At 48.8% G+C, this 26,052-nt stretch carries 20 protein-coding genes; 10 read left to right on the forward strand and 10 right to left on the reverse strand.

The features are described from left to right. Position 1 precedes the first annotated feature (1 nt). From ACFQZT_RS19590 to ACFQZT_RS19615, 6 genes are all read right to left on the reverse strand, one after another. On the reverse strand, positions 2 to 682 hold the full coding sequence (locus ACFQZT_RS19590; protein ID WP_379302529.1) for an HAAS signaling domain-containing protein: 681 nt from the start codon (positions 680 to 682) through the stop codon (positions 2 to 4). Positions 683 to 781: 99 nt separating this feature from the next. Then, on the reverse strand, positions 782 to 2,245 hold the full coding sequence (locus tag ACFQZT_RS19595) for a VanW family protein (RefSeq protein WP_379302530.1): 1,464 nt from the start codon (positions 2,243 to 2,245) through the stop codon (positions 782 to 784). 201 nt (positions 2,246 to 2,446) lie between these two features. Then, complete coding sequence (locus ACFQZT_RS19600) at positions 2,447 to 3,280, reverse strand: carbohydrate ABC transporter permease (RefSeq protein ID WP_379302531.1); 834 nt, start codon at positions 3,278 to 3,280, stop codon at positions 2,447 to 2,449. A 17-nt stretch (positions 3,281 to 3,297) separates the two neighbouring features. Beyond that, a complete protein-coding gene (locus ACFQZT_RS19605) occupies positions 3,298 to 4,194 on the reverse strand; it encodes a carbohydrate ABC transporter permease (protein WP_379302532.1) in 897 nt (298 codons plus the stop codon). A gap of 79 nt (positions 4,195 to 4,273) precedes the next feature. Next, entirely contained in the window at positions 4,274 to 5,590 is a 1,317-nt protein-coding gene (locus tag ACFQZT_RS19610) for an ABC transporter substrate-binding protein (RefSeq protein ID WP_379302533.1), read from the reverse strand. A 41-nt stretch (positions 5,591 to 5,631) separates the two neighbouring features. After that, positions 5,632 to 7,734 carry an amylo-alpha-1,6-glucosidase gene (locus ACFQZT_RS19615; RefSeq protein WP_379302534.1) on the reverse strand — a complete coding sequence of 701 codons (2,103 nt, stop codon included), beginning with the start codon at positions 7,732 to 7,734 and terminating at the stop codon, positions 5,632 to 5,634. A gap of 371 nt (positions 7,735 to 8,105) precedes the next feature. Here ACFQZT_RS19615 and ACFQZT_RS19620 point away from each other — a divergent pair, with 371 nt between their 5' ends. The 6 genes from ACFQZT_RS19620 to ACFQZT_RS19645 all read left to right on the forward strand — a co-directional run bounded on the left by ACFQZT_RS19620 (position 8,106) and on the right by ACFQZT_RS19645 (position 15,378). Beyond that, complete coding sequence (locus ACFQZT_RS19620; protein WP_379302535.1) at positions 8,106 to 9,125, forward strand: LacI family DNA-binding transcriptional regulator; 1,020 nt, start codon at positions 8,106 to 8,108, stop codon at positions 9,123 to 9,125. Between the two features lie 203 nt (positions 9,126 to 9,328). Then, positions 9,329 to 10,015, forward strand: coding sequence for a cell division ATP-binding protein FtsE (ftsE, locus tag ACFQZT_RS19625; protein WP_379302536.1), 687 nt, complete (start codon positions 9,329 to 9,331; stop codon positions 10,013 to 10,015). Then, a complete protein-coding gene (gene ftsX, locus ACFQZT_RS19630) occupies positions 10,005 to 10,922 on the forward strand; it encodes a permease-like cell division protein FtsX (RefSeq protein ID WP_379302537.1) in 918 nt (305 codons plus the stop codon). The genes ftsE and ftsX overlap by 11 nt, the downstream gene beginning before the upstream one ends. 254 nt (positions 10,923 to 11,176) lie before the next feature. Next, a complete protein-coding gene (locus ACFQZT_RS19635; protein WP_379302538.1) occupies positions 11,177 to 12,367 on the forward strand; it encodes a murein hydrolase activator EnvC family protein in 1,191 nt (396 codons plus the stop codon). 140 nt (positions 12,368 to 12,507) lie between these two features. Then, positions 12,508 to 13,971, forward strand: a complete 1,464-nt coding sequence (locus ACFQZT_RS19640; protein ID WP_379302567.1) for a S41 family peptidase — start codon at positions 12,508 to 12,510, stop codon at positions 13,969 to 13,971. A gap of 123 nt (positions 13,972 to 14,094) precedes the next feature. Continuing rightward, the gene (locus ACFQZT_RS19645) at positions 14,095 to 15,378 is read left to right on the forward strand and encodes a PDZ domain-containing protein (RefSeq protein WP_379302539.1); all 1,284 of its coding nucleotides are present in this window, start codon (positions 14,095 to 14,097) and stop codon (positions 15,376 to 15,378) included. Between the two features lie 52 nt (positions 15,379 to 15,430). Here the strand turns inward: ACFQZT_RS19645 and ACFQZT_RS19650 are convergent, their stop codons facing one another. Continuing rightward, on the reverse strand, positions 15,431 to 16,255 hold the full coding sequence (locus tag ACFQZT_RS19650) for a flagellar motor protein MotB (protein ID WP_379302540.1): 825 nt from the start codon (positions 16,253 to 16,255) through the stop codon (positions 15,431 to 15,433). After that, positions 16,236 to 17,030: a flagellar motor protein gene (locus tag ACFQZT_RS19655; protein WP_379302541.1), complete on the reverse strand. Its 795-nt coding sequence runs from the start codon at positions 17,028 to 17,030 to the stop codon at positions 16,236 to 16,238. The genes ACFQZT_RS19650 and ACFQZT_RS19655 overlap by 20 nt, the downstream gene beginning before the upstream one ends. Positions 17,031 to 17,268: 238 nt before the next feature. On the opposite strand from ACFQZT_RS19655, the gene uvrB reads away from it, so the two are divergent. The 3 genes from uvrB (at position 17,269) to ACFQZT_RS19670 (ending at position 22,608) form a co-directional block, all read left to right on the forward strand. Further along, positions 17,269 to 19,266 (forward strand): excinuclease ABC subunit UvrB, encoded by a 1,998-nt coding sequence (gene uvrB / locus ACFQZT_RS19660; RefSeq protein WP_379302542.1) that lies wholly within the window; start codon positions 17,269 to 17,271, stop codon positions 19,264 to 19,266. 78 nt (positions 19,267 to 19,344) lie between these two features. Further along, positions 19,345 to 22,227: an excinuclease ABC subunit UvrA gene (gene uvrA, locus ACFQZT_RS19665; protein ID WP_379302543.1), complete on the forward strand. Its 2,883-nt coding sequence runs from the start codon at positions 19,345 to 19,347 to the stop codon at positions 22,225 to 22,227. 222 nt (positions 22,228 to 22,449) lie between these two features. Next, on the forward strand, positions 22,450 to 22,608 hold the full coding sequence (locus ACFQZT_RS19670) for a hypothetical protein (protein WP_379302544.1): 159 nt from the start codon (positions 22,450 to 22,452) through the stop codon (positions 22,606 to 22,608). Between the two features lie 81 nt (positions 22,609 to 22,689). Here the strand turns inward: ACFQZT_RS19670 and ACFQZT_RS19675 are convergent, their stop codons facing one another. Continuing rightward, on the reverse strand, positions 22,690 to 24,306 hold the full coding sequence (locus tag ACFQZT_RS19675) for a nitrite/sulfite reductase (protein WP_379302545.1): 1,617 nt from the start codon (positions 24,304 to 24,306) through the stop codon (positions 22,690 to 22,692). Between the two features lie 368 nt (positions 24,307 to 24,674). Here ACFQZT_RS19675 and ACFQZT_RS19680 point away from each other — a divergent pair, with 368 nt between their 5' ends. Further along, positions 24,675 to 24,878, forward strand: coding sequence for a hypothetical protein (locus ACFQZT_RS19680; protein ID WP_379302546.1), 204 nt, complete (start codon positions 24,675 to 24,677; stop codon positions 24,876 to 24,878). 90 nt (positions 24,879 to 24,968) lie between these two features. On the opposite strand, the gene ACFQZT_RS19685 is transcribed toward ACFQZT_RS19680, so the two are convergent. Next, positions 24,969 to 25,937, reverse strand: a complete 969-nt coding sequence (locus ACFQZT_RS19685; RefSeq protein WP_379302547.1) for a sugar phosphate isomerase/epimerase family protein — start codon at positions 25,935 to 25,937, stop codon at positions 24,969 to 24,971. Positions 25,938 to 26,052 lie beyond the last annotated feature (115 nt).

The following is a 26,052-nucleotide window of genomic DNA, read 5'->3' on the forward strand; positions in this document are numbered from 1 at the left end:
CTTAGGCCCCCTTAATCAGTTTGGCGTTGAATTGAATGTAACTCCAGCTCAGCTTGAAGAACCATTTGAACAACCATGAGCTGAGTGTCGTGAAAATGATACCGAGACCAAAGCAAGCTAACATCGCAAAGAAGATCAATCGGACATCGTTGCCTGCACTATCCATGAAACTGCCGATGACACCAATCACAGGTGCGATGATCAAGGCAATCCCGGAGACGAAGAATGCGACAAGCGTACCGAGAATGGCAAACCAAGGTCCCATGACAAAGATGAGGTTGAAAAAACCTAGCGCAATACTGACGATAATTGCCTTAATGCCCGACTCCGGTTTCGTTGGGTATGGCGGCGGATATGGAGGGTTATAAGCATGAGTAAAAGGCGCGTGCCGCTCCGGTTCATAGACGGGTGGTGCGGGTTCAGGTCTTCGAAAAGGGGGCTTCTCCTCATCCGCAGGAGGTCGTTTTACGGGTTGAGGATTCGTTTGAGCCGTCTCCTTGGGAGCGTCCCAGTTAGGAACCCGCGGATAGCCGAGCGATTCGGCCACATCTTCCTCGTTTTTTCCGTTTTCGAGTGCTTTTTGAAATAATTCTTCATAGACAGACAATATATTTTGGCGTTCCTTCTCAGGAAGTCCGCGCAGCCGGTAGTTAAGTTCTTTAAAGTAGTCCGATTTACTCATCTTCCTGCCTCCTTCGTCCATTTCTCTCATGTACTAAGAATAAAAGAAAAAAGTCATAATGACCTAGTATCTAGAGTCATATGACCTGTCATTAAATATCTACCGAAAACTCGGTCCCTTTACCCCGTCTTCGAGAATCGGGCTGCCGTTTTCGCTCTGATTGCCATCTTCCGGCTTGATGTCGCTGCGGTTGGAGGCTACGAGTGTGGGTACGGCGGCGTAGCGATCTTTGGAAATCCGTTCTTTGCTGACCACGGTTCCGCTTACCTTTTTATAGCGATAAGTCTCTACGACATATCCTTCTTTGCCTTGGGCAATGGGTTTGGTGGAACCTGGAGGTAAAGCAGGGTTGTGCAAATATTTGATCGTAGGTTGGATCGTCTCAACGATTTTGGATTCGATGTCGTAAGTGTCCGTGGCCGGCAAACGGCCGAATAGCTTCACCGTCACGTCCCGATCTGTCGTGACTGCGCGAATGAGTAAATAGGCACCGGTGTTGTTGCGGAATTTGAAGTTGATATAGCCGCTGGCAAAGGTTGCGTCCTGCCCTAATGGGACATAGCTGACAGGCAAGGAGTGGTTACGCCGCTCGACGATTTCAAGACCGCTCCGCAGCACAGCGTTATACAAGGTGGATGAAACTTGGCAAATGCCGCCGCCGATACCGGGGACGAGCTTGCCATTGAAAATGACCGGCGCTTCCTGGTAGCCGAATTGTGCTTCGGTTTTTTCGATAATTTTGCTGTAATCAAACGTTTCACCTGGTGCCAGCATCATGTCTTGAATCGAAGTAGCCGTCGAACGGATGTTATGAATGCGGCCTGTTCCTGAAAGGGGGAATGTCGTTGTGAAATCAGCTATTTTGCGTTCGATACCTTGTTTTTTAAGGGAATCAACCGTAACCGAGGGTTGCTGCATGTATATAGGGATAGATATTTTTAGTGGCGTAGGTTTGCTTAATACACCAGTAACGGGTGGGATTCTGGCTTCAAGTTCCTTCCGCAGCGTGATCGTATCCAGCCGGGGAACAGCACGTTCGGGAGCGAACCGGATCGAATCATCCGGGTTCACAACCCGACGCGCAGCTACCGGTTGACGGTCGTACAACTCTTTCCAGTTCTGCTTAACGGCTGCGTTCAGCTTGTCCGGGTCAATGGAAATGAGCAGAGGCAGCTCCGCGTGGCGCGATGCCCATCGAGCGGCGATGCGGTCTTGGATGGAGCCGTGGAATAGGCTCTGAACGGCTTGATCGAGCTGCTCTCTATGAAAGACGACCCCGAGGTCCGCCAAAGAAAGAATTTTCCCGGCTACTTCCGGATCAGAGGATTCAAGTCGCACTTCGAGGTTTTCATAAAGCTTTAACTGGCGGGTAAGCTGCTGTTCAAATTGCGTATAGGAAAGCCCGCCGGCCTTCCAACCGGCAACCTGAAATTGGGCGGGCAGTTTCTGGCTAGTTCCATAAGAATAGAGAGCACCTCCGCATGCGCCCGTGACTACAACGATAAACGATAAGATCAGAATGTATTTATGAGTCGGCGATAGTTGTGGGGAGTTGATTGGCATATACAGCGGCTCCTTTGCGCTACGAAATAGCTGAGGCAAATAAATGCCTGTACTATTATGTGTATCGCAATGAATCAGGTTTTAGTACCAAGCGTTGATTTGGCACCTTCGATGGCTTTCCCGGAACCGGTTCCGGAAGGTACCTGAAAAACAAAACAAGCTGAAGCCGTTAGAGATCCGGCGCCAGCTTGCAGCATAAGATTATTTGGTTCCCGTAAAAGTAATGCCTTTGATAAAAAATTTATTGCCGAACACATATACAAGCAAAGCAGGCAGGGTGAAGACCATCGACGCCGCCATGATATAGTTCCAGTACGAGATATACTGGCCCTTGAACGTATTCATGCCCAGAGGAAGTGTGAACATCGAGCGCTCTGACATAAAGAGCAAGGGCTTCAAGAATTCATTCCACGAGCCCATGAAGGTGAAAATCGCCATAGCTGCCAGCGGCGGTCCGGCGAGCGGGAGTGCGACTCGAAAGAACATGCCCAACCGAGTCATACCATCCATTTCAGCGGCCTCTTCCAGTTCCTTGGGGAAACTGATAAAAAACTGCCGCATCATGAAAATATAAGTAGCTTGAACGGCGGTAGGGATAATCAGCGCGCTAAAGCTATTCAGCCACCCGATATCTTTAATGATCAAGTACTGGGGAATCAGCGTGACTTTATCCGGTACCATCAGAATACTCAGGATGAAGAAGAAAATCAGCTTGTTGCCGGGGAAATCAAATCTCGCCAAGGCGTATCCGGCCATCGAATTCAGCAGCAGGTTCAGCAGGGTGACGGCGATGCCGACCATGACACTGTTCAAAAACCAGCGGGGAAACATTTGTTCGCTCAAGAAAATGTATTTATAATTATCGAGTGTAAATTGTTTTGGAATAAAAGATAAACCGGTCGTGGAAATTTCCGCAAGCGTCTTGAACGAAGCGGAGAGCGCCCACAGGAACGGGACAACCGTAATGACGGCATAAAATAGCAGCAAAATGTATGTCAAAACACGCGCGATCGAACGGGTTCTGGATGTTGCCATCGGGGTACTCTCCTTTCTTAGTTCAATTTTTCTTCGCCGAACAGTTTGCGTTGAATGACGGTGACGATCATGATAGCACAGGCCAGCATGAAGGCGAGAGCCGATGCGTAGCCCATATCGAGGTTTTTGAATGCATATTGGTAAATGAGCAGCACGAGGGTCAATGTCGAGTTATCAGGTCCCCCTGAGCCGTTGGATAAAATGTAGGCTTGATCGAACAATTGGAATGTGCCAATCAATCCCATAGTCACTACGAAGAAAGTGACAGGTTTGAGCAGCGGTATGGTAATCGAAATGAATCTCCGCCATGTTCCAGCGCCGTCAAGTTCAGCAGCCTCATATAACGTATCCGGAATATCCTGCAGCGCTGCCAAATAAATGACCATAAACTGCGGCGCTGTGGAAAATATATTCATAATCATAATGCCTTTGAGGGCGACACTGGGGTCTCCCAGCCAGTTATAGCTGCTCATGCCGAGCAGATTGAGTACATCGTTCAACAAACCATCGGATTTATAAAGCCACATGAAAATAAGTGTTAAAACAGCGGATGAAGTAACGGTCGGCATAAAATAAACGACTCTAAAGAAATTGCGGAATTTGATTTTGGAATTCAATACCGAAGCCAGTACCAAGGCTACGATCGTTTGCAACGGTACGACGTATATCGCATATTCAACAGTGTTACGTAGCCCGATCCAGGCCCGGTCGTCATCGACCATGCGTGTGAAGTTGCGAAGCCCGATAAATTTATAGCTCACGCCGCCCAGCAGCTCAACCTTATGAAGCGAAAGAAAAACCGCATACAGAATCGGCAGCAAAAAGAAGGCGCCCAGCACGAGCAACGACGGCGATACGAACAAATATCCCGAAAGGACGTCCCGCCATTTGCGGCGGTTCCAGCGTCGTTTCATTCATGCTCCCCCTTTCCTGTAAAATGCCGTAAAAGAGGAAGTTTCTCCTCTTTTACGGTTGTTGAAACAACGATTCGGTTTATTTGCCGGCGGCAATTTCCTTGTTAGCCGTTTCCTGTGCTTTTTTCAAAGCTTCTTCTAAGGTTACTTTTCCTTGGTATGCGGAAATGAACTGGTTATTGAAGTTGTTCATGATCGTAGGCAGTGTTTCCTTCGCTTGCCATGGGATCGAGTAGGAGTTACCGGCTACGAGTGCAGCGCGCAGCGGATCTTTATCAAAACCGAGCTCTTTAGCTACGGATTTGCGCGATGGAAGCGCAGAGCCTTTGCTGGTCCATGTTTTCATGCCTTCTTTGCCCGTTAGGTATGAGATGAGTTCCCATGCTTCTTGTTTATGCTTGGAGTTTTTATTCATGACGTAGGCAACCGTGTAAGCCATGGTTGCTTTTTTGCCATGTACGGTTGGCACTTCGGCTGTGGCGAAGTCGAGATCTTTGAACGTGTTTTGCAAGTACGGAATCGCCCAGTTACCTTCGATCACCATAGAAGCTTTGTGTTGGCCGAACATTTCGCCGCCCCAACCTGCGCCGAGATCTTTAGGTTCACCTGCGGATTTGTCTTTCAAGTGCATATCGACAACAGGCTGTAAGCCTTTAAGCGCTTCAGGAGAAGAGAAAGCCGCATTGCCGTTATCGTCAGACACTTTGCCGCCAGCCGCTTGGATCATGAACATTTGGCGAGCCAGCTCAGGCGCAGCGCCGAATCCGTAGCGGCTTACTTTGCCGCCGTCGGCTTTGGTCAGTTTCTTGGCAGCATCTTGAAGCTCCTCCCAAGTCGCAGGAACTTTGGTAATACCGGCATCAGCGAAATCTTTCTTGTTATAGAAGAGCGCCAACGTGGAAGTGTCTTTCGGGAAACCGTAACTTTTGCCGTCTTTGCCTTTAAATGCGTTAAGGAGAGGCGTCTCGAAGTCCGCTGTATCGAACTCAGGCTTTACGTAGCCGTCGAGCGGCTCAAGGACGTTTTTGGCGATTAGGCCTGGCGCTTCGAATGCGTCAAGAAAGAAGACGTCGGCGCCTTCGCCACCCACCAGACGAGTCTTGATAACATCCATGTATTGATCGGCGATTACGTCAAATTTGACGGTAATGTTCGGATGTTTGGTTTGAAAATCTTTAAGCACTTGTTGGAAAAGCGCTGTTTCTTCAGGGCTCGAGCCCCAGCCATTCAAGGTAATTGTCACCGGATCCGCGGATTTAGGTGCCTGAGTCGCTGCAGCTGTAGTTGCAGGAGCGGAAGGTGCCGGTGTTGCAGTGTTCGTTTGGCTGCCGCAGCCTGAAATAACGATCATCGAAGATACAGTAGCGAGGGAAATGCCAGTAAACCATTTTTTCATGAGATAATGCCTCCCTTTTATAAGCTTCCTTTTCAATGCTTTTATGATGGATGAATCACTTGAAGCCCTGATGTGTTATTCAGCACGATAATCGTCGTTGTCTTCGTCCGCGGATCAAGTTGAACGTGTAGGCTCAATTTGCCCTGGGCGACCGTCATGTTGCGTACCGTAAGCTGCGTCATGCCTGCTGGCAGCACAGGATCCAGGCGGATCGTCCCGCCAAGCGTGTCGGGCTCGATACCGAGAATCGCTTGCAGGAATACAAGCGGAGTGCCTGCGGCCCAAGCTTGCGGCGAGCACGCGACCGGATACGGGACAGGCTCGCCGACGGATTCGTCGTATCCGCAGTATAGTTCGGGCAGCCTATGGTACTCGAAGCTTTCCGATGCTTTCATCAACCCTTCGATAACTTGAAGTGTCTCCGCTTTATAGCCACAGCGACTCATGCCCAGCATCACGAGTGAATTGTCATGCGGCCAAATGCTTCCGTCATGATAGCTCATCGGGTTGTAACCGGAGGATTCGGTACTCATCGTACGAATGCCATAACCGCTGAACATGTCGGCGGCTACCAGTCTGCGAACCACTGATTGCGCACGTTCCGGCTTCAGCATTCCCGACATTAAAACGTGGCCCGGATTGGTTGTAACGGACTGCACCTGCTTCTTGTCGGCGTCGAGTGCGATCGCGTAGAAGTCTTCATCTTCCATCCAGAAGCTGGCTTCGAAACGCTCGCGAAGCTCTTCCGCTGAACGTGTCAGTTCGTCGGCCAGCTGATCTTTACCCAGCTTGCGAAGTATGGGAGCGAGCTTCGTTTTCGCTTGATAGACGTAACCCTGCACTTCAGCGAGTGCGATGGGGGCTTTCGCGTAATCGCCGTTCCTATGTACGACGGAGTCGCCGGAATCTTTCCAGCCTTGGTTGGCGATGCCTTTGGATGATTTTTGATAGTATTCGACGAATCGGTCGCCATCCGCATCTCCGTAGGTATCGATCCAGCTTAACGCACGCTCGATGCCCGGCATCAGGTGCTCGATCAGCGCCGTATCTCCGGTCCATTGCACGTACTCCGCAGCAAGAAGAAGAAAAAGCGGCGTTGCATCGATGGTTCCGTAATACGGAGTGAACGGGATTTGGTTCGTCAATGCCAGTTCGCCGTAGCGAATCTCGTGCATGATTTTGCCCGGTTCTTCGTCGCGCCAAACGTCTTCCTTGGTGCCTTGATAGGCAGCCATAGTTAGAAGCGTCCCCTTGGCGATATTCGGCTCGGCTGTAAGCATTTGTAGCGCAGCGATCAAGCTGTCGCGACCAAAAGGAACCGAATACCACGGGAGTCCGGCGACCGGGAACTGGCCGTGGCCGAGATCGGTGAGGAGGACTCGCAGGTCTTGAAGTCCGCGGTTGTACAGCTGATCGAACAGCGGCAAATCGCTTTCGACAGAGGTCGTGTTCTCATTCCAGGTCTGATAGGAGGCTTTCAGTTGTTCGATTGCCTGCTGTGCCGGCACCTGCTTAGGTCCTTTGCCATCGATGAAAGGAGCAATGAAAAAGGTCACCGCTTGGCGCTCCTTGGGCGCTAACTCGAATCGGAACGCGACGGTGCCGTCATTACGGACCGCCGTTTCGGCTCGGTCCCAGTTGATTTGCGTTTGGCGTACTATGCCATCTGTGCCTTTGTAGCTTTTGGTTAGCTTTCCTTGTTCATAAACGTCTGGCAGCGCTTCCCCGAAGGTGCCGTTCTGAAAGCCGCGAACAACGAACATGTCGGCGAAATCGCTCTCGAAGCGGGAAGTAAAATCGAAGGCCACCGGCTTCGGATAAAAGTTCGTGAAAGTAATGGTTTCGTACAAAGCCCCTTCGTAAATGAAGCGCTGTCTTTCCAGTTCAACAGATTCTCTCCAGAGAATCAAGTTCCCATCCGATTCCATATGAGGATTCGTCATGCGAATGGTAGCGATATAATTCGTTCCCGCGGAGGAGCTGAGCAGAATGGGCTTTTTATCATTGATCCGGATTTCGAAGCCGCTTAAAAAGCGGGTATCCTTCGTATACAGACCGTGCCCTGCTTCATTACCTGCGGGAATATCACCGGTTTTATCGGTCATCAGAAAGAGATCGTTCTCCTTAATGACGCGGTAATCCATTCGGTTCACCCCTTTTCTCTGATTTTTCTTGGTGTGATTAACACAGTTTTCAATTACCGAAACGTTTCGGATAAGCTTTTTAAAAAAGGAAAAAGAATCTAAAGGGGACAGGTCCGCCTCATTTCTTTATTCCTGTGTAACTCAACTCACTTTACGAGCTATCAAACAAAACCGAAACGTTTTGGTCTTCTTTATTTTTGATTATACATAACCATGAAATCATTTACAATCCCCCTAAGCATATTTTTTAAGCGTTTACATTATCGTAATAATTAAGATTGAAACTATTAAGGGATTATATTAATATAGAAATTATATAAAAAGACAATTATTTATTACCAAAACGTTTCGGAAAAGGTGAGCGCGCAAGTATGATTACTATTAAAGATATTGCTAGAGAAGCCGGCGTGTCCGTCACCACCGTATCGCGCGCATTGAACGGATACGACGATGTCAGCGAGGATACCCGCAAAAAAATTCAGCTCATCGCCGATGAGCTAGGATATAGCCCGAACATGGCTGCCCGCAGCCTTATTTCCAAGAAAACGCAGACGCTTGGATTGCTGCTGTCCGGGATTACCCGCAACAGTTCCAAGGATAGCATCGCCTTTGAAATCCTGTGTGGGATGAACGATCGTGCAGGCGAATTAAATTACGATCTGATCCTGTTCAGTACGACACCACAGAAGCAGGCTGCCAAATCTTACAAAGCACTCTGTCAGGAGCGCGGAGTCGATGGCGTCATCATTATGGGTATTCGGCTCGACGACCCTTATTTGAAAGAGATTGTCGGCTCAAAGCTGCCGTGCGTTCTCATTGACATCCCGCTAAAGAATAATAATGTCGGATATGTGACGACAGATAATGTTCAGGGCGCATACCGGATGACGCGATACCTGATCGATCAGGGACACCGCAAGGTGGGGCTTGTAAACGGCCATGCGCAAGCGGATGTCAGCATCAAACGGCTGGAAGGATACAAGCAGGCCTTGCAGCAGGCGGGTATCCCGTACGAAGAGGAGCTGGTGCTGGATGGCGGGTTCTCCGATGAAGGTGCACGTGATGCAACATATCGTCTCATGTCGCAGCGTCCCGACGTCACCGCTATTTTTTGCGCCAGCGACTTGATGGCTCTCGGCACCATGCAGGCGCTTCGCGGACTCGGACTCGATATTCCAGGCGACGTCTCGGTAGCCGGATTCGACAATATCAGTATTTCGGCCTATTGTTCTCCCACGCTGACGACGATCAGTCAAAATCCGTATGAAATCGGCTATCAGGCCGCTCAGATGCTGATTGATATGCTGGAAGGGAGACAGATTACGAAACAACTCGTGCTGCCGACGGAGCTTCTCGTTCGCGCGAGCGTCAGTGCACCGAAACAGCAGTAACTCATCAAAACCGTCCTAGTGAATGGGCGGTTTTTTTGTGTGCGAAGGTGTCTTGCTTATAATTGCTAGGCGCAGAACAATCATATTCTCTCAAAAAATGATATAATGAGGGTGATTGGCACGAATTTTCTGGGCCTTCTAAAGGATTTTCGGCTTTTATGTCGAAAGGATATAGGCTATCTATTTCATTAGGATGTGATATTGTGATCGAAATGCAGGACGTATGGAAGACGTACTCCAACGGCACTCATGCATTGAGAGGGATTAATATAAAAGTGGACCGCAACGAGTTCGTCTATGTTGTTGGGCCATCCGGCGCAGGTAAATCTACTTTTATGAAATTAATGTATAGAGAAGAGAAGCCGACTAAAGGACAGATCTTTGTTAACGGTTTTAATTTGGAAAAGCTAAAGCAGCGCAAGATTCCTTATGTACGCCGCAATATTGGTGTTATTTTCCAAGATTATCGATTACTTCCAAAGCTTAATGTGTTTGAAAATATCGCATTTGCCATGGAAGTTATCGAGGCTCCGAAGAAGCAAATTAAGAAGCGCACGATGGAAGTTTTGGAGCTTGTCAAATTAAAGGATAAGGCGAACTCATTGCCTTCACAGCTATCGGGCGGCGAGCAGCAGCGTGTGGCTATTGCCCGGGCAATAATCAATAATCCATCCGTCATAATCGCCGATGAACCGACAGGAAATCTCGACCCGGAGACGTCCTGGGGCATTATGAAACTGATGGAGGAAATTAACTTCCGCGGTACGACGATCGTCATGGCTACACACAACAAAGAAATCGTCAACACGATGCGCAAAAGGGTTATTGCCATAGAGCAGGGCCTCATTGCGCGTGACGAAGCGCGGGGGGAATACGGCTATGAAGATTAGTACGCTCTCTCGCCATTTGCGCGAAGGTACGAAAAATGTCATTCGAAACGGCTGGATGACGTTCGCGTCGATCAGTTCGATTTCGATTTCATTATTTATTCTTGGTATTTTTGTGTTGATTACTTTGAATGTCAACGATATTGCCAGCCAGATTGAGAAACAGGTGGAAATCAACGTTTACCTTGAAGTGAACACGTCTCAATCGCAAATAGACGCCCTGGAGAGCCAAATCAAGGGTATTCCTGAAGTAAAGACGATTAAATTCGTCTCTAAGGAAGAAGGACTTGTTTATTTGCGCCAAAAGATGGGGGAAAGCGGCAAGGCGCTGCTAGAAGGCTTTGACGGGGATAATAACCCGCTTAACGATGCATTTACCATTGAGGTGGACGACCCCAGGAATGTCGCAACGGTTGCGGATCAAATTAGCGCGCTGAATATCGGGAAAGATCCGAAACCGATCTACAAGGTCAACTATGGCAAAGGCACGGTAGAAGCGCTGTTTAAAGTGACGGAAGTCGTACGTTGGATTGGTTTTGGCATCGTCATCTTATTATCGTTTACTGCGGTATTCCTGATCGCGAATACGATCAAAATCACGATTCTTGCACGACGCAAAGAAATTGCCATTATGAAGCTCGTTGGGGCGACGAATTCTTTTATTCGCTGGCCATTCTTCATTGAGGGCGCTTTGCTGGGCTTCATAGGTTCTGTCATTCCGGTAGGTCTGATTTTGGGCGGTTATTGGAAGCTTATGAACACTGGTTCCCTGGACTTAAGTTTAATGATGATCAAATTGACGCCCTTCCATAACATCAGCTTCACTCTGACGGCGCTTTTGTTAGGCATCGGCATGGTGATTGGGATCTGGGGAAGCTTAATTTCCGTCCGCAAATTTTTAAGAGTTTGATAGGATGTTTTAAAAGACCACTTTGATAACGAAGCTATTTTGAAAGTTTATTCGGCATCGAATCTTGAACGAAAATCGGGAAGTCCGGTACTCACGTAGCAAATCACTACGCTCCGTTCCTCCTTCTCCGATTTTCGTCCAACCTTCTCGGTTCTGAAAGCGGACTTTTAAAACTTTCATTGTATTTACGAGATAGAAAGATCACTAGAACAAGATTTCCAGGCTTGGTTTGGAAGAATGGGGAGGCTACGTGCTTGAAGAAGAAGATTCTGCCCTTGTTGTTGTCACTCGGCATTGCCGGTACGCTGGTAATTCCATACGCGGGCTATGCCGCTACAACGACGGAAAAAATCGATCAGCAGCTGTCGCAGCTTAAACAGAAGAAAGCGGAAATGCAGCAGAAAGCGAACGACACCCAGAATCAAATAGCAAAAGTACAGACCGAGAAAGACCAAACGACCAAAGATATGAAAACAATCGTTAATCAGGTCAATGAGGCGAGCAAAAAACTCTCCGATCTGAACAATCAGATCGATCAGGTGTCTGATACGCTGGAAGAGAACGGGAAGCAGTTGGACGAGGCCGAGGCTCGCGTCGCGAGTCGGGATCAAATGCTGAAGTCCCGCCTTCGGCTCATGTATATGAACGGTTTTGTTTCTTATATGGATGTGCTGATGAGCGCAACCAGCTTTTCTGATTTCTTGAACCGCTTGGAAGCTTTGAAATCGATTGTGAATCAGGATAAAGAGATTCTGGAATCGAATAAGAAAGATAGGGATACGGTTGAGCAGAAGAAACATGAGACCGAGCAGCAGCTTGATCAAGTAAAGGCGCTCTACGCGGAAGCGGATGCCGTTCGCAATGATTTGAAGGCCAAGGAGAAAGAGAAGGAAGTAAAGATTGCCTCTCTGTCCAAACAGGAAAAAGTGCTCGAGGATATTTCCGAGGAAAGTGAGAATCAACTTACCCAATTGGCTAAACAAGAGGCGGACTTGCAAGCGAAGAAGCGGGCAGCTAGCAAAGCTAAGTCACCGTTTACTTATTCAGGCGGGAAGCTTGGTTACCCACTCGCCGCTCAGGCACCGATCACATCCGATTTCGTTATGCGGATTAACCCGGTCACCGGCAAGCCTGAAAACCATAAAGGGATTGACTTGGGAGCGCCGAAAGGAACGGAAATTCGTGCGGCCGAGAACGGGTCAGTCATCTACGCTTCTTGGATGAACGGTTATGGTAACTGTGTCATCATTGATCATGGCAACGGTTTATGGACCGTATATGGGCATATCATGAATGACGGCATCTATGTTAAAGTAGGCGACACGGTGAAGCGTGGTCAAGCGATTGCGGGTGTTGGCATGACGGGTCAAGCGACGGGTTACCATCTGCATTTTGAAGTTAGACTTAATGAGAAGCCTGTCGATCCCAAACCTTACTTGAGATAGGACAACTTGGTTATAAAACGAGCATAGCTTGTCATATAATAAACAGGCAGACTCGAACGGAAAGCGGGCTTGCTGTCATTAGAGCGAGCCTGTTTTCGGTATTTCATGGGTTTATGGATGAAAAGGTGGTGAATCACGCTGTGCAGTTTAAAGGACGCACCGTGCTTGCTTTTGTTTTATTAGCGATGTTTGCAAGCAGCATATTGACATTAACGATTGTTGACTCTTCGACATTTTGGGGATGGAAGGATAAGCCGGCAGGCAGCGCTGCAGCCGCTGCATCCACTTCCTCGGGACTGTCGAGCAAGGATTTAAACAAAATCTCGACGACATACCAGCTGATCGAGAGCAAGTTTTTGAATCAGACGGATCATGACAAGCTGGTCAATGGCGCAATAAACGGTATGCTCGAATCTCTCGAGGATCCGTTCACTGTGTATATGGATCAGAAAGAAGCGAAGCAATTCGACGAGAGTATCTCGTCATCTTTCCAAGGGATTGGCGCGGAAGTATCGATCGACGAAGGCAAGTTCGTCATCGTCTCCCCGATCAAAGGATCCCCGGCTGAGAAGGCGGGCATTCAGGCCAACGATGTGATCATTTCGGTCAACGGCGACAAGCTGGACGGGCTTACGCTCAATCAGGCGGTTATGAAAATCCGCGGCCCAAAAGGGACTCAGGCGAAGCTTGAATTAATCCGCCAAGGCGTCGGCGACCCGATACAAGTCATCGTTGTCAGGGATAACATTGATGTGGAAACGGTCTATGCCGAAATGATGCAGGATCAAATCGGCAAAATTGAGATTCGCCAGTTCTCGGCGAATACGGCTACACGCTTCGCCGAAGAGCTTAAAAAGCTTGAAGCGAAGGGGATGAAAGGTCTTGTCATCGACGTGCGCAATGACCCGGGCGGTCTGCTGAACGTGGTGGTGGACATCGTGAATCCATTCGTGCAGAGCGGTAAGCCGATCGTGCAAGTCGAGAACCGAGACGGGAAGCGGGAGCCGACACCTTCGACAGGCAAAGGCAAGAACTATCCGGTTACCGTGCTTGTGAACAAAGGCAGCGCCAGTGCTTCTGAGATTTTGGCCGGGGCTTTCCAAGAAGCGGTCGGCAGCAAAATCATCGGCGAAACGTCCTACGGAAAAGGCACCGTTCAGGTGACTTTTGAGAAGGAAATGGGCGATGGCAGCAACATTAAGATGACCGTTTACAAGTGGTTAACGCCAAACGGCAATTGGATTCATAAGAAAGGCATCCAACCGGATATTCCGGTTGATCAGCCGGCGTATTTCAAAGCGGCTCCGCTCACCAAGAAGTCGGTGCTGAAGCAGGACAGCAACAGTGATGACGTGAAAAACCTTCAGCTGATGCTTACGGGTCTTGGTTTCTCTACAGACCGGTCAGACGGCTATTTCAATGAGAAAACGGGAGCAGCTGTAAAAGCGTTCCAGCATGCAAATAATTTGCCGATGACCGGTGAAGTGGATACGGAAACGGCAACCAAGCTGGAAAAAGCGATCCTGACGCAAATTCGCGAACCGAAGAATGACGCCCAGCTGAAAGCAGCGGTGCAGGAATTGCAAAAAGAGATCGGGAAATAAAGTTGATCAGATGTTGGAAATTCAGCATCAGCGGCAGGAAATAAGCGCTTATGGTCGAAATAGTGTAGGAAGGTTGCTTAGGCGGCCTTCCTATTTCTTTTTCACCAAGGAGCCCCGAATCGTATGGATCTAGTGGTTCAATTTTTGGACAGATTTCTACACGCCGTACTGCAGCTGTTTTTAAATCCTTTTTACTATATAGGCATCCTATTTATCGTGCTGCAATACCGCAAGCAGGTGCAACTGGAGCGCAAATTGTTCCATACTCGCCTGCACTCGCTGCTGGACGAGACTTGCCGTACCGTGCTATGGGGATGGATAGGTGGGTTGACCGCCTCTTTGGCGATGTTGTTCGTTGGCGTGACCGTGCAAGCGGAAGCGGTGATATTGCTATGGGCGATTACAGTAGTGTTACTAATCATACGAGTGAGATTCTTATGCCTCGCTTACGCTGTTGGGATATTGGGGATTGCCCATGCTGTTGCGGGATGGTTGCCCAATATGTCCAATTTGCAAGAGCAAGCCCCGATTCTGGATATCGTGGTAAACGCGGATATTCCATCACTGCTTGTCGTTGTAGCGATTCTTCATATTATGGAAGGCTTGCTGGTAGGATTCCAAGGCTCTAGGATGGCGAGCCCGCTCTTCCTCGAAGGAAAACGCGGCAAAATCATCGGTGGCTACCAGATGCAAGGCTTCTGGCCGGTTCCGCTGTTTCTTTTAGTGCCTCTTGCAGGAGGCAGCATGCAAGAACTTCCTTGGGGGACGCTGCTTGGCACAAACCTTGCAACAGGCTGGACGCTGCTTGCGTTCCCGGCGATGATCGGCTTCACCGAGCTAACGATTTCCAAGCTGCCGCAGATGCAAACGCGTCTAAGTTCCCGCCTTTTGTATCTATATGGCTTGATCCTTTTCGGAGCTGCTGTCGCTGCTCATTTCTGGTCACCGCTAATTATCGTGGCAGCCGTGCTCTGCATTGGATTGCATGAGGCGTTAGTCGGTTATAATCGCTGGATGGAGGCCAAGGAACGACCGTTTTTCGTCCACGCGCAGCAAGGACTTATGGTGTTGGCCGTTGTGCCCGGAAGTCCGGCGCATGACCTGGGCATCCAAGCTGGTGAGCTTGTCCATAAGGTGAACGGGCATAAGGTTTTAAATAAAACGGATTTTCATGCCGCTATGCAGCTGAATGCCGCCTTTTGTAAGCTGGAAGTGCTGAACCATCAAGGTGAAGTCCGTTTTCTCCAGCGGGCCATTTTTTCCGGTGAACATCATCAGCTTGGCATCGTTTTGGCGCCGGACCAACAAGCGCTTTATTATGTGGAGCATCGGCCGCTGCACTTGTTCTCCTTTTTAAGAGGTAAGCTTACAGGGCTTCTATCTAACGATTCGACCAAATCTTTGTAGTATGTACAGGAAAAAGACCCTGATTCTCTTCGTGAGAGGCAGGGTCTTCGCTTTATTTGGCTGTTGAGGTCGGGTTCAATTCATTACGTAGTACGATAATTTCGACACGTCTGTTTTTCGCACGATTTTCATCGCTGTTATTGCTCACTTTGGGCATCGTATCCGCGTAGGCTGTAGCAATAAATTTATTGTCATCAAGTCCAGCCGTATCGCTAAAGTAACGAAGTACGGATAACGAACGGGCAAACGATAATCCCCAGTTATCCTTGTAGGGCGACCCGGTCGCCAGTGGAAGATTGTCCGTATGACCTTCTATGCTGACTTTCGTGTTCAGGGTTGGAAACAATGAGGCAAGTTTCTGCAGAATCGGGATGGACGCCGGTTTTAAGTCTGCTTTACCCAGATCGAATAAAAACAGATCGTTAAGGGTTATCGCCACGCCCCGATCCGTATCGCTTGCCGAAACCTGCGCCTGAAGATTTTGATCCGTAATATAAGCTTGGACTTGTTTTAAAAGGTCTTGGAGCTCTTTTTCGCGCTTTTCTTTGTCGTTGTCTTCCGGTTTGCTTTTATCGTGCTCTTCCTTTTGCACGTCTTGATTATGCTGTGTGAAATCTTTATCTTTACTGTCTGCGTCGCCTTGCTTCGGCGTCATTTGTCCGCTAATGCCGTGGCCTTTATCAAGGACCGAATCGGCTTTTTGGAATTGCAGGTTTAAGACCTGCGCGAGAACGGCATACTTTTGAGAATCGACTTTACTCATGGCATACATGATAATGAAAAATACCAGGAGCAAGGTGATCAAATCGGCGTAGGTGATAAGCCATCTTTCATGGTTTACATGCTCTTCGTGCTTCTTACCTCTCCTCGCCATCATCAGCACCTGCCTCTACTTGATTCTTCGTTGATTTATCATGTAGGAAGGAGGTCAGTTTTTTCTTAATCAGCTGTGGGTTTTCACCGGCTTGAAGCGCCAGGATTCCCTCTAGCATCAGCTCCATTTCGGAGATCATCTCTTTGCCGCGCAGCTTGATTTTACTCGAGATAGGGAGGTAGATCAGGTTAGCGCTCATAACCCCATAAAGTGTAGCCGTAAAAGCGACTGCAATCGCCGGACCCAGTGTTGACGGGTTTTCCAGGTTGCCAAGAACGTGAATCAGACCCATTACGGTACCGATGATTCCCATGGTTGGGGCATAGCCGCCGCCGGCTTCGAATATTTTAGCCATATGGTCCACCTGGTGTTCGATTGCATCCATTTCCAGCTCGAGAATTTGTCTTGTCAGCTCCGGATCCGTACCGTCAACCACCATTAGCAGGCCGTCTTTCAGAAAGGGGTTCGGATGCTCTTGTGCGCGCTGCTCCAGAGCGAGTACGCCTTCTCTTCGCGCGACTGTAGCCATGTCGACAATTTCATTGATGGTCGAAGCGGAATCACGCTTTTCTTGTTTGAAGGCTATACTTAGTGCTTTGGGAATCTTGGTCAAAATGGAGCCGGGGAAGCTGACTGCCACAGCTCCGAAAGTGCCTCCGAACACGATCAGCATGGCACTTGGTATGATCAAGGAGCCGATGTGGCCGCCATCCCACATGTAACCGCCGATTAAACCCGCAAGACCTAATACTAAACCGAGAACCGTTGTCAAATCCATGATTGTACCACTCCTACAAGGTGTAATGAAGAGATAGCCGTTGGTATCAAGACGTAAATTGGAAGTCGAAAAATAATCCAGTTTGCATCAATGATGTAAAAAGGGTATAATAGAAAAACCAGAACAAACATTCTTATATAAAGGAAATGTTGGAAGTTCTACTTCTTTATCGGATATTGCAAAGTGAAACTTTATAGGATAAAAGTCCGATTTATTTCCATAGTGTAGGTGATAATTGATGAATGATATTGTGGTCAGTTCAAAGAAGTTTGAGCTCGTATCCGAATTTGCTCCTCAGGGCGACCAGCCAAGAGCCATCGAGGAAATCGTTCAAAGCATTCAAGCGGGGAAGAGGCACCAGACGCTGCTTGGCGCTACGGGAACAGGCAAGACGTTTACGGCCGCTCAGGTAATCGCGAAGTTAAACCGTCCTACTCTGATCATTGCACATAATAAAACGTTAGCCGCACAGTTGTGCAGCGAATTTAAAGAATTTTTCCCTCATAACGCCGTCTCCTATTTCGTCAGCTACTATGATTACTACCAACCAGAAGCCTACATTCCTTCCTCTGACACGTACATCGAGAAAGACTCCAGCATTAATGAAGAAATCGATAAGCTCCGCCATTCGGCAACCAGCTCGTTGTTCGAGCGCCGTGACGTCATCATTGTTGCGAGCGTGTCGTGTATTTACGGTTTGGGATCGCCGATGGAATACGGTTCTTTGCTGCTTTCTTTGCGTGTGGGGATGGAGAAGTCGCGAAATGAGATATTGCACCGGCTCGTGGATATTCAGTATCAGAGAAATGATCTGAACTTTGTGCGCGGTACCTTTCGGGTACGCGGGGATGTCGTTGAGATCTTCCCGGCTTCGCACGGTGAACATGCGATCAGAGTCGAGCTGTTTGGCGACGAGATCGAACGGATAACTGAGATCAACGTACTGACGGGCGAGATTATCGGGGAACGCGAGCATGCAGCCATTTTCCCGGCGTCTCACTTCGTAACGCATGAAGATACGATGAAACGTGCGCTCGTGAATATCGAGCGGGAGCTGGAAGAGAGGCTTGCGGAGCTTCGCGAGCAAGGCAAGCTGCTCGAGGCGCAGCGGCTGGAACAGCGGACTCGCTACGATATGGAAATGATGCAGGAGATGGGTTTCTGCTCCGGCATTGAGAACTATTCGGGACCGCTGACGTTCCGTGAGCGAGGGGCCACGCCTTATACGCTTATGGACTATTTCCCTGAGGATATGCTTGTCATGGTTGACGAATCACACGTGACCCTGCCGCAAATCCGGGCCATGTATAATGGTGACCGTGCAAGGAAAGAAGTGCTCGTCGATCATGGCTTCCGGTTGCCTTCCGCTCTCGACAACAGACCGCTTCGTTTTGAAGAATTTGAAGAGAAGGTTAATCAAATTTTATATATTTCGGCAACGCCTGGACCGTATGAACTTGAAAATTGTCCCGAAATGGTTCAACAAATCATTCGTCCGACGGGGCTGCTCGATCCGATTATCGAAGTGAGACCGACGAAAGGTCAAATTGACGATCTATTGGCAGAAATACAGGATCGCATTCGCAAAGACGAACGGGTCCTGGTGACGACGTTAACGAAGAAAATGGCGGAGGACTTAACGGATTACTTCAAAGAAATTGGAGTAAAAATACGTTACTTGCACTCCGACATTAAAACGTTCGAAAGGATGCAAATTCTGCGTGATCTGCGTCTGGGAACGTTTCACGTTCTTGTAGGGATCAACCTTTTGAGAGAAGGGCTTGATCTCCCGGAAGTGTCTCTTGTCGCCATCTTGGACGCGGATAAAGAAGGTTTCTTGCGTGCTGAGCGTTCGCTGATCCAAACGATCGGCCGTGCTGCGCGTAACGCCGAAGGCCGGGTTATCATGTACGGAGATAAGATCACCGACTCGATGGATAAAGCGATCCGCGAGACGAACCGGCGCCGAAGCATTCAAGAGGCCTATAACACGAAGCATGGGATTACGCCGCAAACCATTGCGAAGAAAGTGCGCGATGTGATCGAGGCGACGAAGGTAGCCGAGCAGAAGGCGGATTATCTCACCGGCATGAAGGGCGAGAAGATGTCGAAGAAAGATCGCGCTTCGCTGATCGAACGCTTGGAAGCCGAGATGAAAGAAGCGGCCAAGAACCTGCAGTTCGAGCGAGCAGCAGAGCTGCGTGACGCTATTATGGAAATGAAAGCTGAAGCCTAATGGAGGCTTCAGCTTTAGATGTGATTAACGCCCGGTAGCAGGGCGAATAGATAAAAGGCTTGGAGAGGAAGGGTATTCGTGTCCAGAGATAATATCGTCATTAAAGGAGCGAGAGCTCACAATCTGAAAAATGTCGACGTAACGATTCCACGCGATAAGTTTGTCGTGCTAACCGGTCTTAGCGGCTCGGGCAAGTCGTCACTTGCTTTTGATACGATTTATGCAGAAGGCCAACGTAGATATGTAGAGTCCTTATCTGCCTATGCAAGGCAGTTTCTCGGACAGATGGATAAGCCTGATGTGGATTCCATTGAAGGATTGTCACCGGCGATTTCTATCGACCAAAAAACGACAAGCCGCAACCCGCGTTCGACCGTCGGAACGGTGACGGAAATTTACGACTATTTGCGGCTTCTTTTCGCCCGCATCGGACGACCTCATTGTCCAACGCATGGCATCGAGATTACGTCGCAAACGGTGGAACAAATGGTTGACCGGATCCTGGAATATCCGGAACGTACAAAGCTCCAAATTCTTGCTCCGCTCGTATCCGGGCGTAAAGGCGAACACTCAAAGCTGTTTACGGATATTCAGAAACAAGGCTTTGTTCGGGTGCGTGTTAATGGCGAAACCCTCGACCTTGCTGAGAAAATCGAGCTGGATAAGAACAAAAAACATACGATTGATGTCGTCGTTGACCGTATCGTCGTGAAAGACGATGTACACGCCCGCCTAGCCGATTCCTTGGAAACGGCGCTGAAGTTAGCGAACGGACGCGTTATTGTGGACGTCATTGACCAGGAAGAGCTGATGTTCAGTCAGAACCTGGCTTGTCCGGAGTGCGGCTTCAGTATTGAAGAGCTTGCGCCGAGAATGTTTTCGTTCAACAGCCCATTCGGAGCTTGCCCCGAATGTGATGGTCTTGGCAGCCAGATGATCGTCGATCCGGAGCTTCTCGTTCCGGATAATAAGCTGACGATAGAAGAAGGAGCTTTTGAAGCGTGGGCGGGAAGCACTTCGAACTATTACCCGCAATTCCTTGCGGCGGTTTGCGAACATTACAAAATTCCGCGTGATGTGGCGGTTTCCGAGCTTAATAACGACCAGATGAAAGTGATTTTGTACGGCACCGGCGGAGAGAAAATTCGTTTCCGCTATGAGAACGATATGGGAGCGACGAAGGAAGCGCTCGTTCCTTTCGAAGGCATTATTCGCAACCTGGAGCGCAGGTTCAAAGATACGTTCTCCGAAGGTATTCGCGAGCATATTCAAAGCTATATGAGCACCAAGCCCTGTCCGAAGTGTAAAGGTCAGCGTCTGAAGCCTGAAACGCTCGCTGTCACGATTAACGGCAAGAACATTGCCCACGCGACTTCTTTGTCCATCGGCGAGGCTGAAGAATGGTTCCAGTCACTGGACTTAACCGAGAAAGAACTTACGATCTCTAACCTTATCCTTAAGGAAATTAGAGCTCGCCTGGGCTTCCTGGTGAACGTCGGCCTAGACTACTTGACGATGCACAGAGCGGCAGGCACATTATCCGGCGGGGAAGCTCAGCGGATTCGCTTGGCTACGCAAATCGGTTCCAGCTTAATGGGCGTTCTGTACATTTTGGACGAGCCGAGCATTGGGCTGCACCAACGGGATAACACCAGACTGATCCAGACGTTGGAGCATATGCGAAACCTTGGTAACACGTTGATTGTCGTAGAACATGATGAGGATACCATGATGGCAGCCGATTATATTATTGACATCGGGCCTGGTGCGGGTATCCATGGCGGTCAAGTCATCGCTCAAGGCACGCCGAAAGAGCTGATGGAAGACCCTAATTCATTAACCGGACAGTATCTCAGCGGTAAACGGTTCATTCCTGTTCCTGCAAAGCGCCGCAAGCCGAATGGTAAGTGGATCGAAGTGAAGGGCGCCAAGGAGAACAATTTGCGCAACGTTTCTGCGAAGGTGCCGCTTGGCGTGTTCACTTGCGTGACAGGTGTGTCTGGTTCTGGCAAAAGTACGCTGATCAATGAAATCCTATTCAAAACGCTTGCGCGCGATCTGAATGGCGCCAAGGTTCGCCCTGGCGAGCACAAAGAAATCAACGGCTTGGAGCATGTCGATAAAGTGATCGATATCGACCAATCCCCGATCGGCCGTACGCCGCGCTCTAATCCGGCGACATATACGGGAGTGTTCGACGATATCCGTGATGTTTACGCAAATACGAATGAGGCTAAAGTTCGCGGTTACAAGAAAGGCCGCTTCAGCTTTAACGTGAAAGGCGGCCGCTGCGAGGCTTGCCGCGGAGACGGGATCATCAAGATTGAGATGCACTTTTTGCCGGATGTCTACGTGCCTTGCGAAGTGTGCAAAGGCAAGCGTTACAACCGTGAAACGCTGGAAGTGAAATACAAAGGCAAGAGCATTTCTGAAGTGTTGGAGATGACGATTGAAGATGGCTGCGAGTTCTTTAAGAACTTGCCGCGTATTCATCGTAAATTGACAACACTGCTCGATGTAGGGCTGGGCTACATGACGCTCGGCCAGCCAGCGACAACGCTGTCCGGCGGCGAAGCCCAGCGCGTGAAGCTCGCGGCGGAGCTGTACCGCCGCAGTACGGGCAAGACGATCTACATCCTCGATGAGCCCACTACGGGGCTCCACATTGACGATATCGATCGTCTGTTGAAGGTGCTCCACCGTCTCGTCGAGAACGGTGAGACCGTGCTGGTCATCGAGCATAACCTCGATGTCATCAAGACGGCGGACCACCTCATCGATCTGGGGCCGGAAGGCGGCAGCCGCGGCGGGCAGATCGTAGCTTCCGGTACGCCGGAAGATGTCGTGAAAGTGGCCGGATCCTACACCGGCCAGTACTTGAAGCCGATCCTCGAGCGGGATCGGGAACGCTCTGAGAACTATGCTAAGCGTCTTGAAGTTCTGGAAGACGCGGTGGGTTAATCATGCAAAAGCTTGGACGCATAAGGCAGAAATGCCTGAGCATCCAAGCTTTTTTACATATGCCAAACTCTTAATCTGGATTTTGTTAAGATTTAATTGAAACATACAAGCTTCGACATTTTTACCCTCTATCCCCACTAGGCGTTCTAGTCCTATAATAAATTTATAAGATATATACAACAGCCAGAGAGAGAAAATTAAACAGGGTGTGGAGGCTTTCAAATGAAACCGACTTTAGAATTACAAGAGATCATTACTGCATTGGGCATCGATCCCAAACGATATCAAGCCTGGAAGCAAAAAGAGCTGCAAGATGCTCAAAACCGTAAGCTCATTAATGAATTGACGGAAACTACGACTCTTTATGAAATGGTCGTATAGATAAGAGTTTTTGATAAAAAAACAAGCCCTAAGATCCAAATTCGGGATCAGAGAGCTTGTTTTTTTTGAAGTCTATATGGATTAAGAAGCGTCAGCCAAAATTTGTGTAAGCTTCTCTTGGAAAGCGCCGGCGCCAACACGGTTGAAGAAATCGTTGAATGACTCCCCGTTATTGCGGCTCTCTTTAAAGAACAGAATCAATTGGGCCAGTACAGGGCCAACGTTATCGCCTTTTACACGGCCTTTGAGCGTCGTATTGAATTGTGCGCCAGGTCCTAGAATACCGCCAACGGCAATGTCGAAAGCGTCAACCATACCTTCAGGCGTCTTGATCAAAGCGCCTTGCAGACCGATGTCGGCAATATGCTTTTGACCGCAAGCATTCGGACAGCCGATGAAGTGGATACGCACTTCTTCGTCAAGCTGGACGTGCTCATCGAGGTATTCTGCTACGCTGACCGCACGAGCTTTCGTTTCTACAACAGCAAGGTTACAGAACTCGTTCCCTGTGCAGGAAACTGTACGGCTCATAAAGTGCTTAGGATTTGGCGTTAAACGCTCAAATACTTGCTCTTTAAGCACTTCATTGATTTTGTCGTTAGGAATGTCGGAAATGATCAAGTTTTGGGAAACCGTAGCACGCAGGGTGCCTTTGCCGTATTGATCGGAGATGCGAGCAAGGTCGAACAGTTCGTCTGCGGTCAGACGGCCCACAGGCAAGCTAAGACCGATGTAGCTCAATCCTGCTTGTTTTTGCGGATGAACGCCATCGAAGTAAGCTGCTTTCCAACCTACGGTTTTGTCATCACCTTTGGTAGGCATTTCGCCGATCACTTTCACGACTTCCTCACGGAATTTCTCTACGCCCCAGTCCGCTACAAGGAATTTCAAGCGAGCGTGATGACGTTTTTCACGATACCCATGATCACGATAAACGGTCGTTACACCGACTGCCACTTTTAATACTTCTTCAGGCGTCACAAACATATCCATCTGTTTGGCCAAGTGAGGTTTAGCGGAAAGACCGCCGCCCACCCATGCGTGGAAACCGATCACTTCTTTGCCATCAATGACTTTCGTGGCCGGCGTGAAAGCCAAGCACTGGATCTCAGCGTGCCCGGAGTTATAAATGTTCGAGGAGATGGACATTTTATACTTACGAGGCAGGTTTGAGAAATCGCGGTTCATCAAGAAGAAATCGTTCACTTGATTGACCAGATCTTTGGTATCAATAAGCTCGTCCTTATCGATGTCGGCAAGCGGGTTACCAACGATCGTACGCGGGCAATCTCCGCATGCTTCATACGAGTATAAGCCCACTTTATCAAGGCGGTTAAAAATATCCGGTAAATCTTCAACGCGCAGCCAGTGGAACTGAATCGCTTGACGTGTCGTGACATCCACGAGATTGCGTCCGTATTGTTTAGCAATCGCAGCCATTTCTCTAGCTTGCTCGCTGGTCATAACGCCAGAGTTAATGCGAACGCGCATCATGAAATGTCCGTCTTTCGGTTTTTGCTCATAAACGCCTGCCCATTTGAAGCGGTTCATATCGTCTTCGGGAATGGAATCGTAGCCTTTATGCGCATACTCTTCAATAATCGTACGGATCACATCGAGGCCGTCTTTTTCTAGCTTCCATAATTCCATTTTGTTTAATTTGGATGTGTCCTGGTTCCATATCGGTTCGTAAGCCACGTTGTTAGATCCTCCCTATGTGATTTTCGCAATATCGCCAGATAGCTGGCATCGAAAGCATAAGCTTATTAATAAAGCCATAGCGGCATGCCAATTTAATTACGACATAATTAGTGAGAATGCATTAAGATAGTACCATACTTACTGTTATAGGTAAACGCAATTGGCTGGGAAGAGATATAAGCATTTGTTATACCTATCGTTCAAATGTGTTATATTGTCGGTAGGATGCGGAGATTCTATGCAAATGGTGACAAACTTGTTACACATCCGTGGAATTACTTGCATCTAATGCCCAATCAAGCTAACATAGAAGTAAAATAGCAGGACGTGTGCCTTGCACCGAGTTACGATGAGGAGGATTCACAATGTTATTAGCAGCAGAAGCGGCAGCAACAACAAGTACTTACAGCAGCTTTGATATTTATGTACTGATCTTCACGGTTGTCATTGCCATTGCTTTCATTAAGCAATTGATTACACCGAAAAGAAATCTGTTTGCTCTTGGATTTGCGGGAGTAGCTTTAATCGTATTCGGCATCATGGACGTCGTGATGATTAAAGGCTGGTAATCGAATTTAATCATGAAACGGATAAAAGCCCACAGAATTCGATCGTGAGATCGGCACCTGCGGGCTTTTTGTATTGCCGGGATATTTAATTTATACCCACCACATTTCACCAAGAGGTTCCTTGATGAGGACTTGTTGAAGGTTTTGGACAGCCTTGGAGAAGCCTTCTTCTACGGACATTAATCCGTCTTCATGTTCAATGCTCACGACATAGTCATAACCGACAAGGCGCAGCGCGCTGATGATGTCAGCCCATGTTTTGAGGTCGTGACCGAAGCCGACAGAGCGGAACTGCCATGCGCGGTCGAGCATGTTGGAGTAGGATTGCATATCCGTTACGCCGTAACGGTTAACGTTGATCGGATCAACCGTTGTATCTTTTGCATGGAAATGGTGAATCGCACCTGCGCGGCCGAGAATTTGTACCGCTTGTACAGGATCGATACCTTGCCACCACATGTGGCTCGGGTCAAGGTTCGCACCGATCACATCACCCGCTGCTTCGCGCAAACGAAGGAGGGTTGCCGGTGTATGTACGGAGAAGCCGCCGTGCAGCTCGAGACCGATTTTGATGCCGCGGTCCGAAGCGTACTTACCGGTTTCGGTCCAGTAAGGAATGACTTTGTTCGCCCATTGCCAGTCGAGAATTTCTTGGAAATCGTTCGGCCAAGGCGCAACCGGCCAGTTCGGATACTTCGCATCCTCATGGTCGCCAGGGCAGCCGGAGAATGTATTAACAACCGGAACCTCTAGGCGTTGTGCCAGATCAATCGTTTGTATAATCGCATCATGAAATTCTTTGGCGATCTGTTTTTGCGGGTGCAGCGGATTACCGTGAACGCTCAGCGCACTGATTGTCAAACCGCGAGACTCCACCGCATGTTTGAACGCTTTCAACTTGCTTTCATCGGCAAGGAGCTCTTCCGGTTTGCAGTGTGCCGTACCTGGATAGCCACCAGTACCGATTTCTACGGCATCCAGACCTTTCGCAGCGATATAATCCAATGCTTCCTCAAAAGGTTTACCGCCGAACAGAACCATAAATACGCCTAACTTCATTACGTACACCTCCAGTAATATGAGTGTTTAAAAAGTTCGCTTTCAGAACCGAGAAGGTTGGACGAAATCCGGAGAAAGAGGAACGGAGCGTAGAGATTTCTACGTGAGTACCGGA

The organism is Paenibacillus sp. GCM10027628, from assembly GCF_042676385.1.
In the GTDB taxonomy this organism is placed as follows: domain Bacteria; phylum Bacillota; class Bacilli; order Paenibacillales; family NBRC-103111; genus Paenibacillus_E.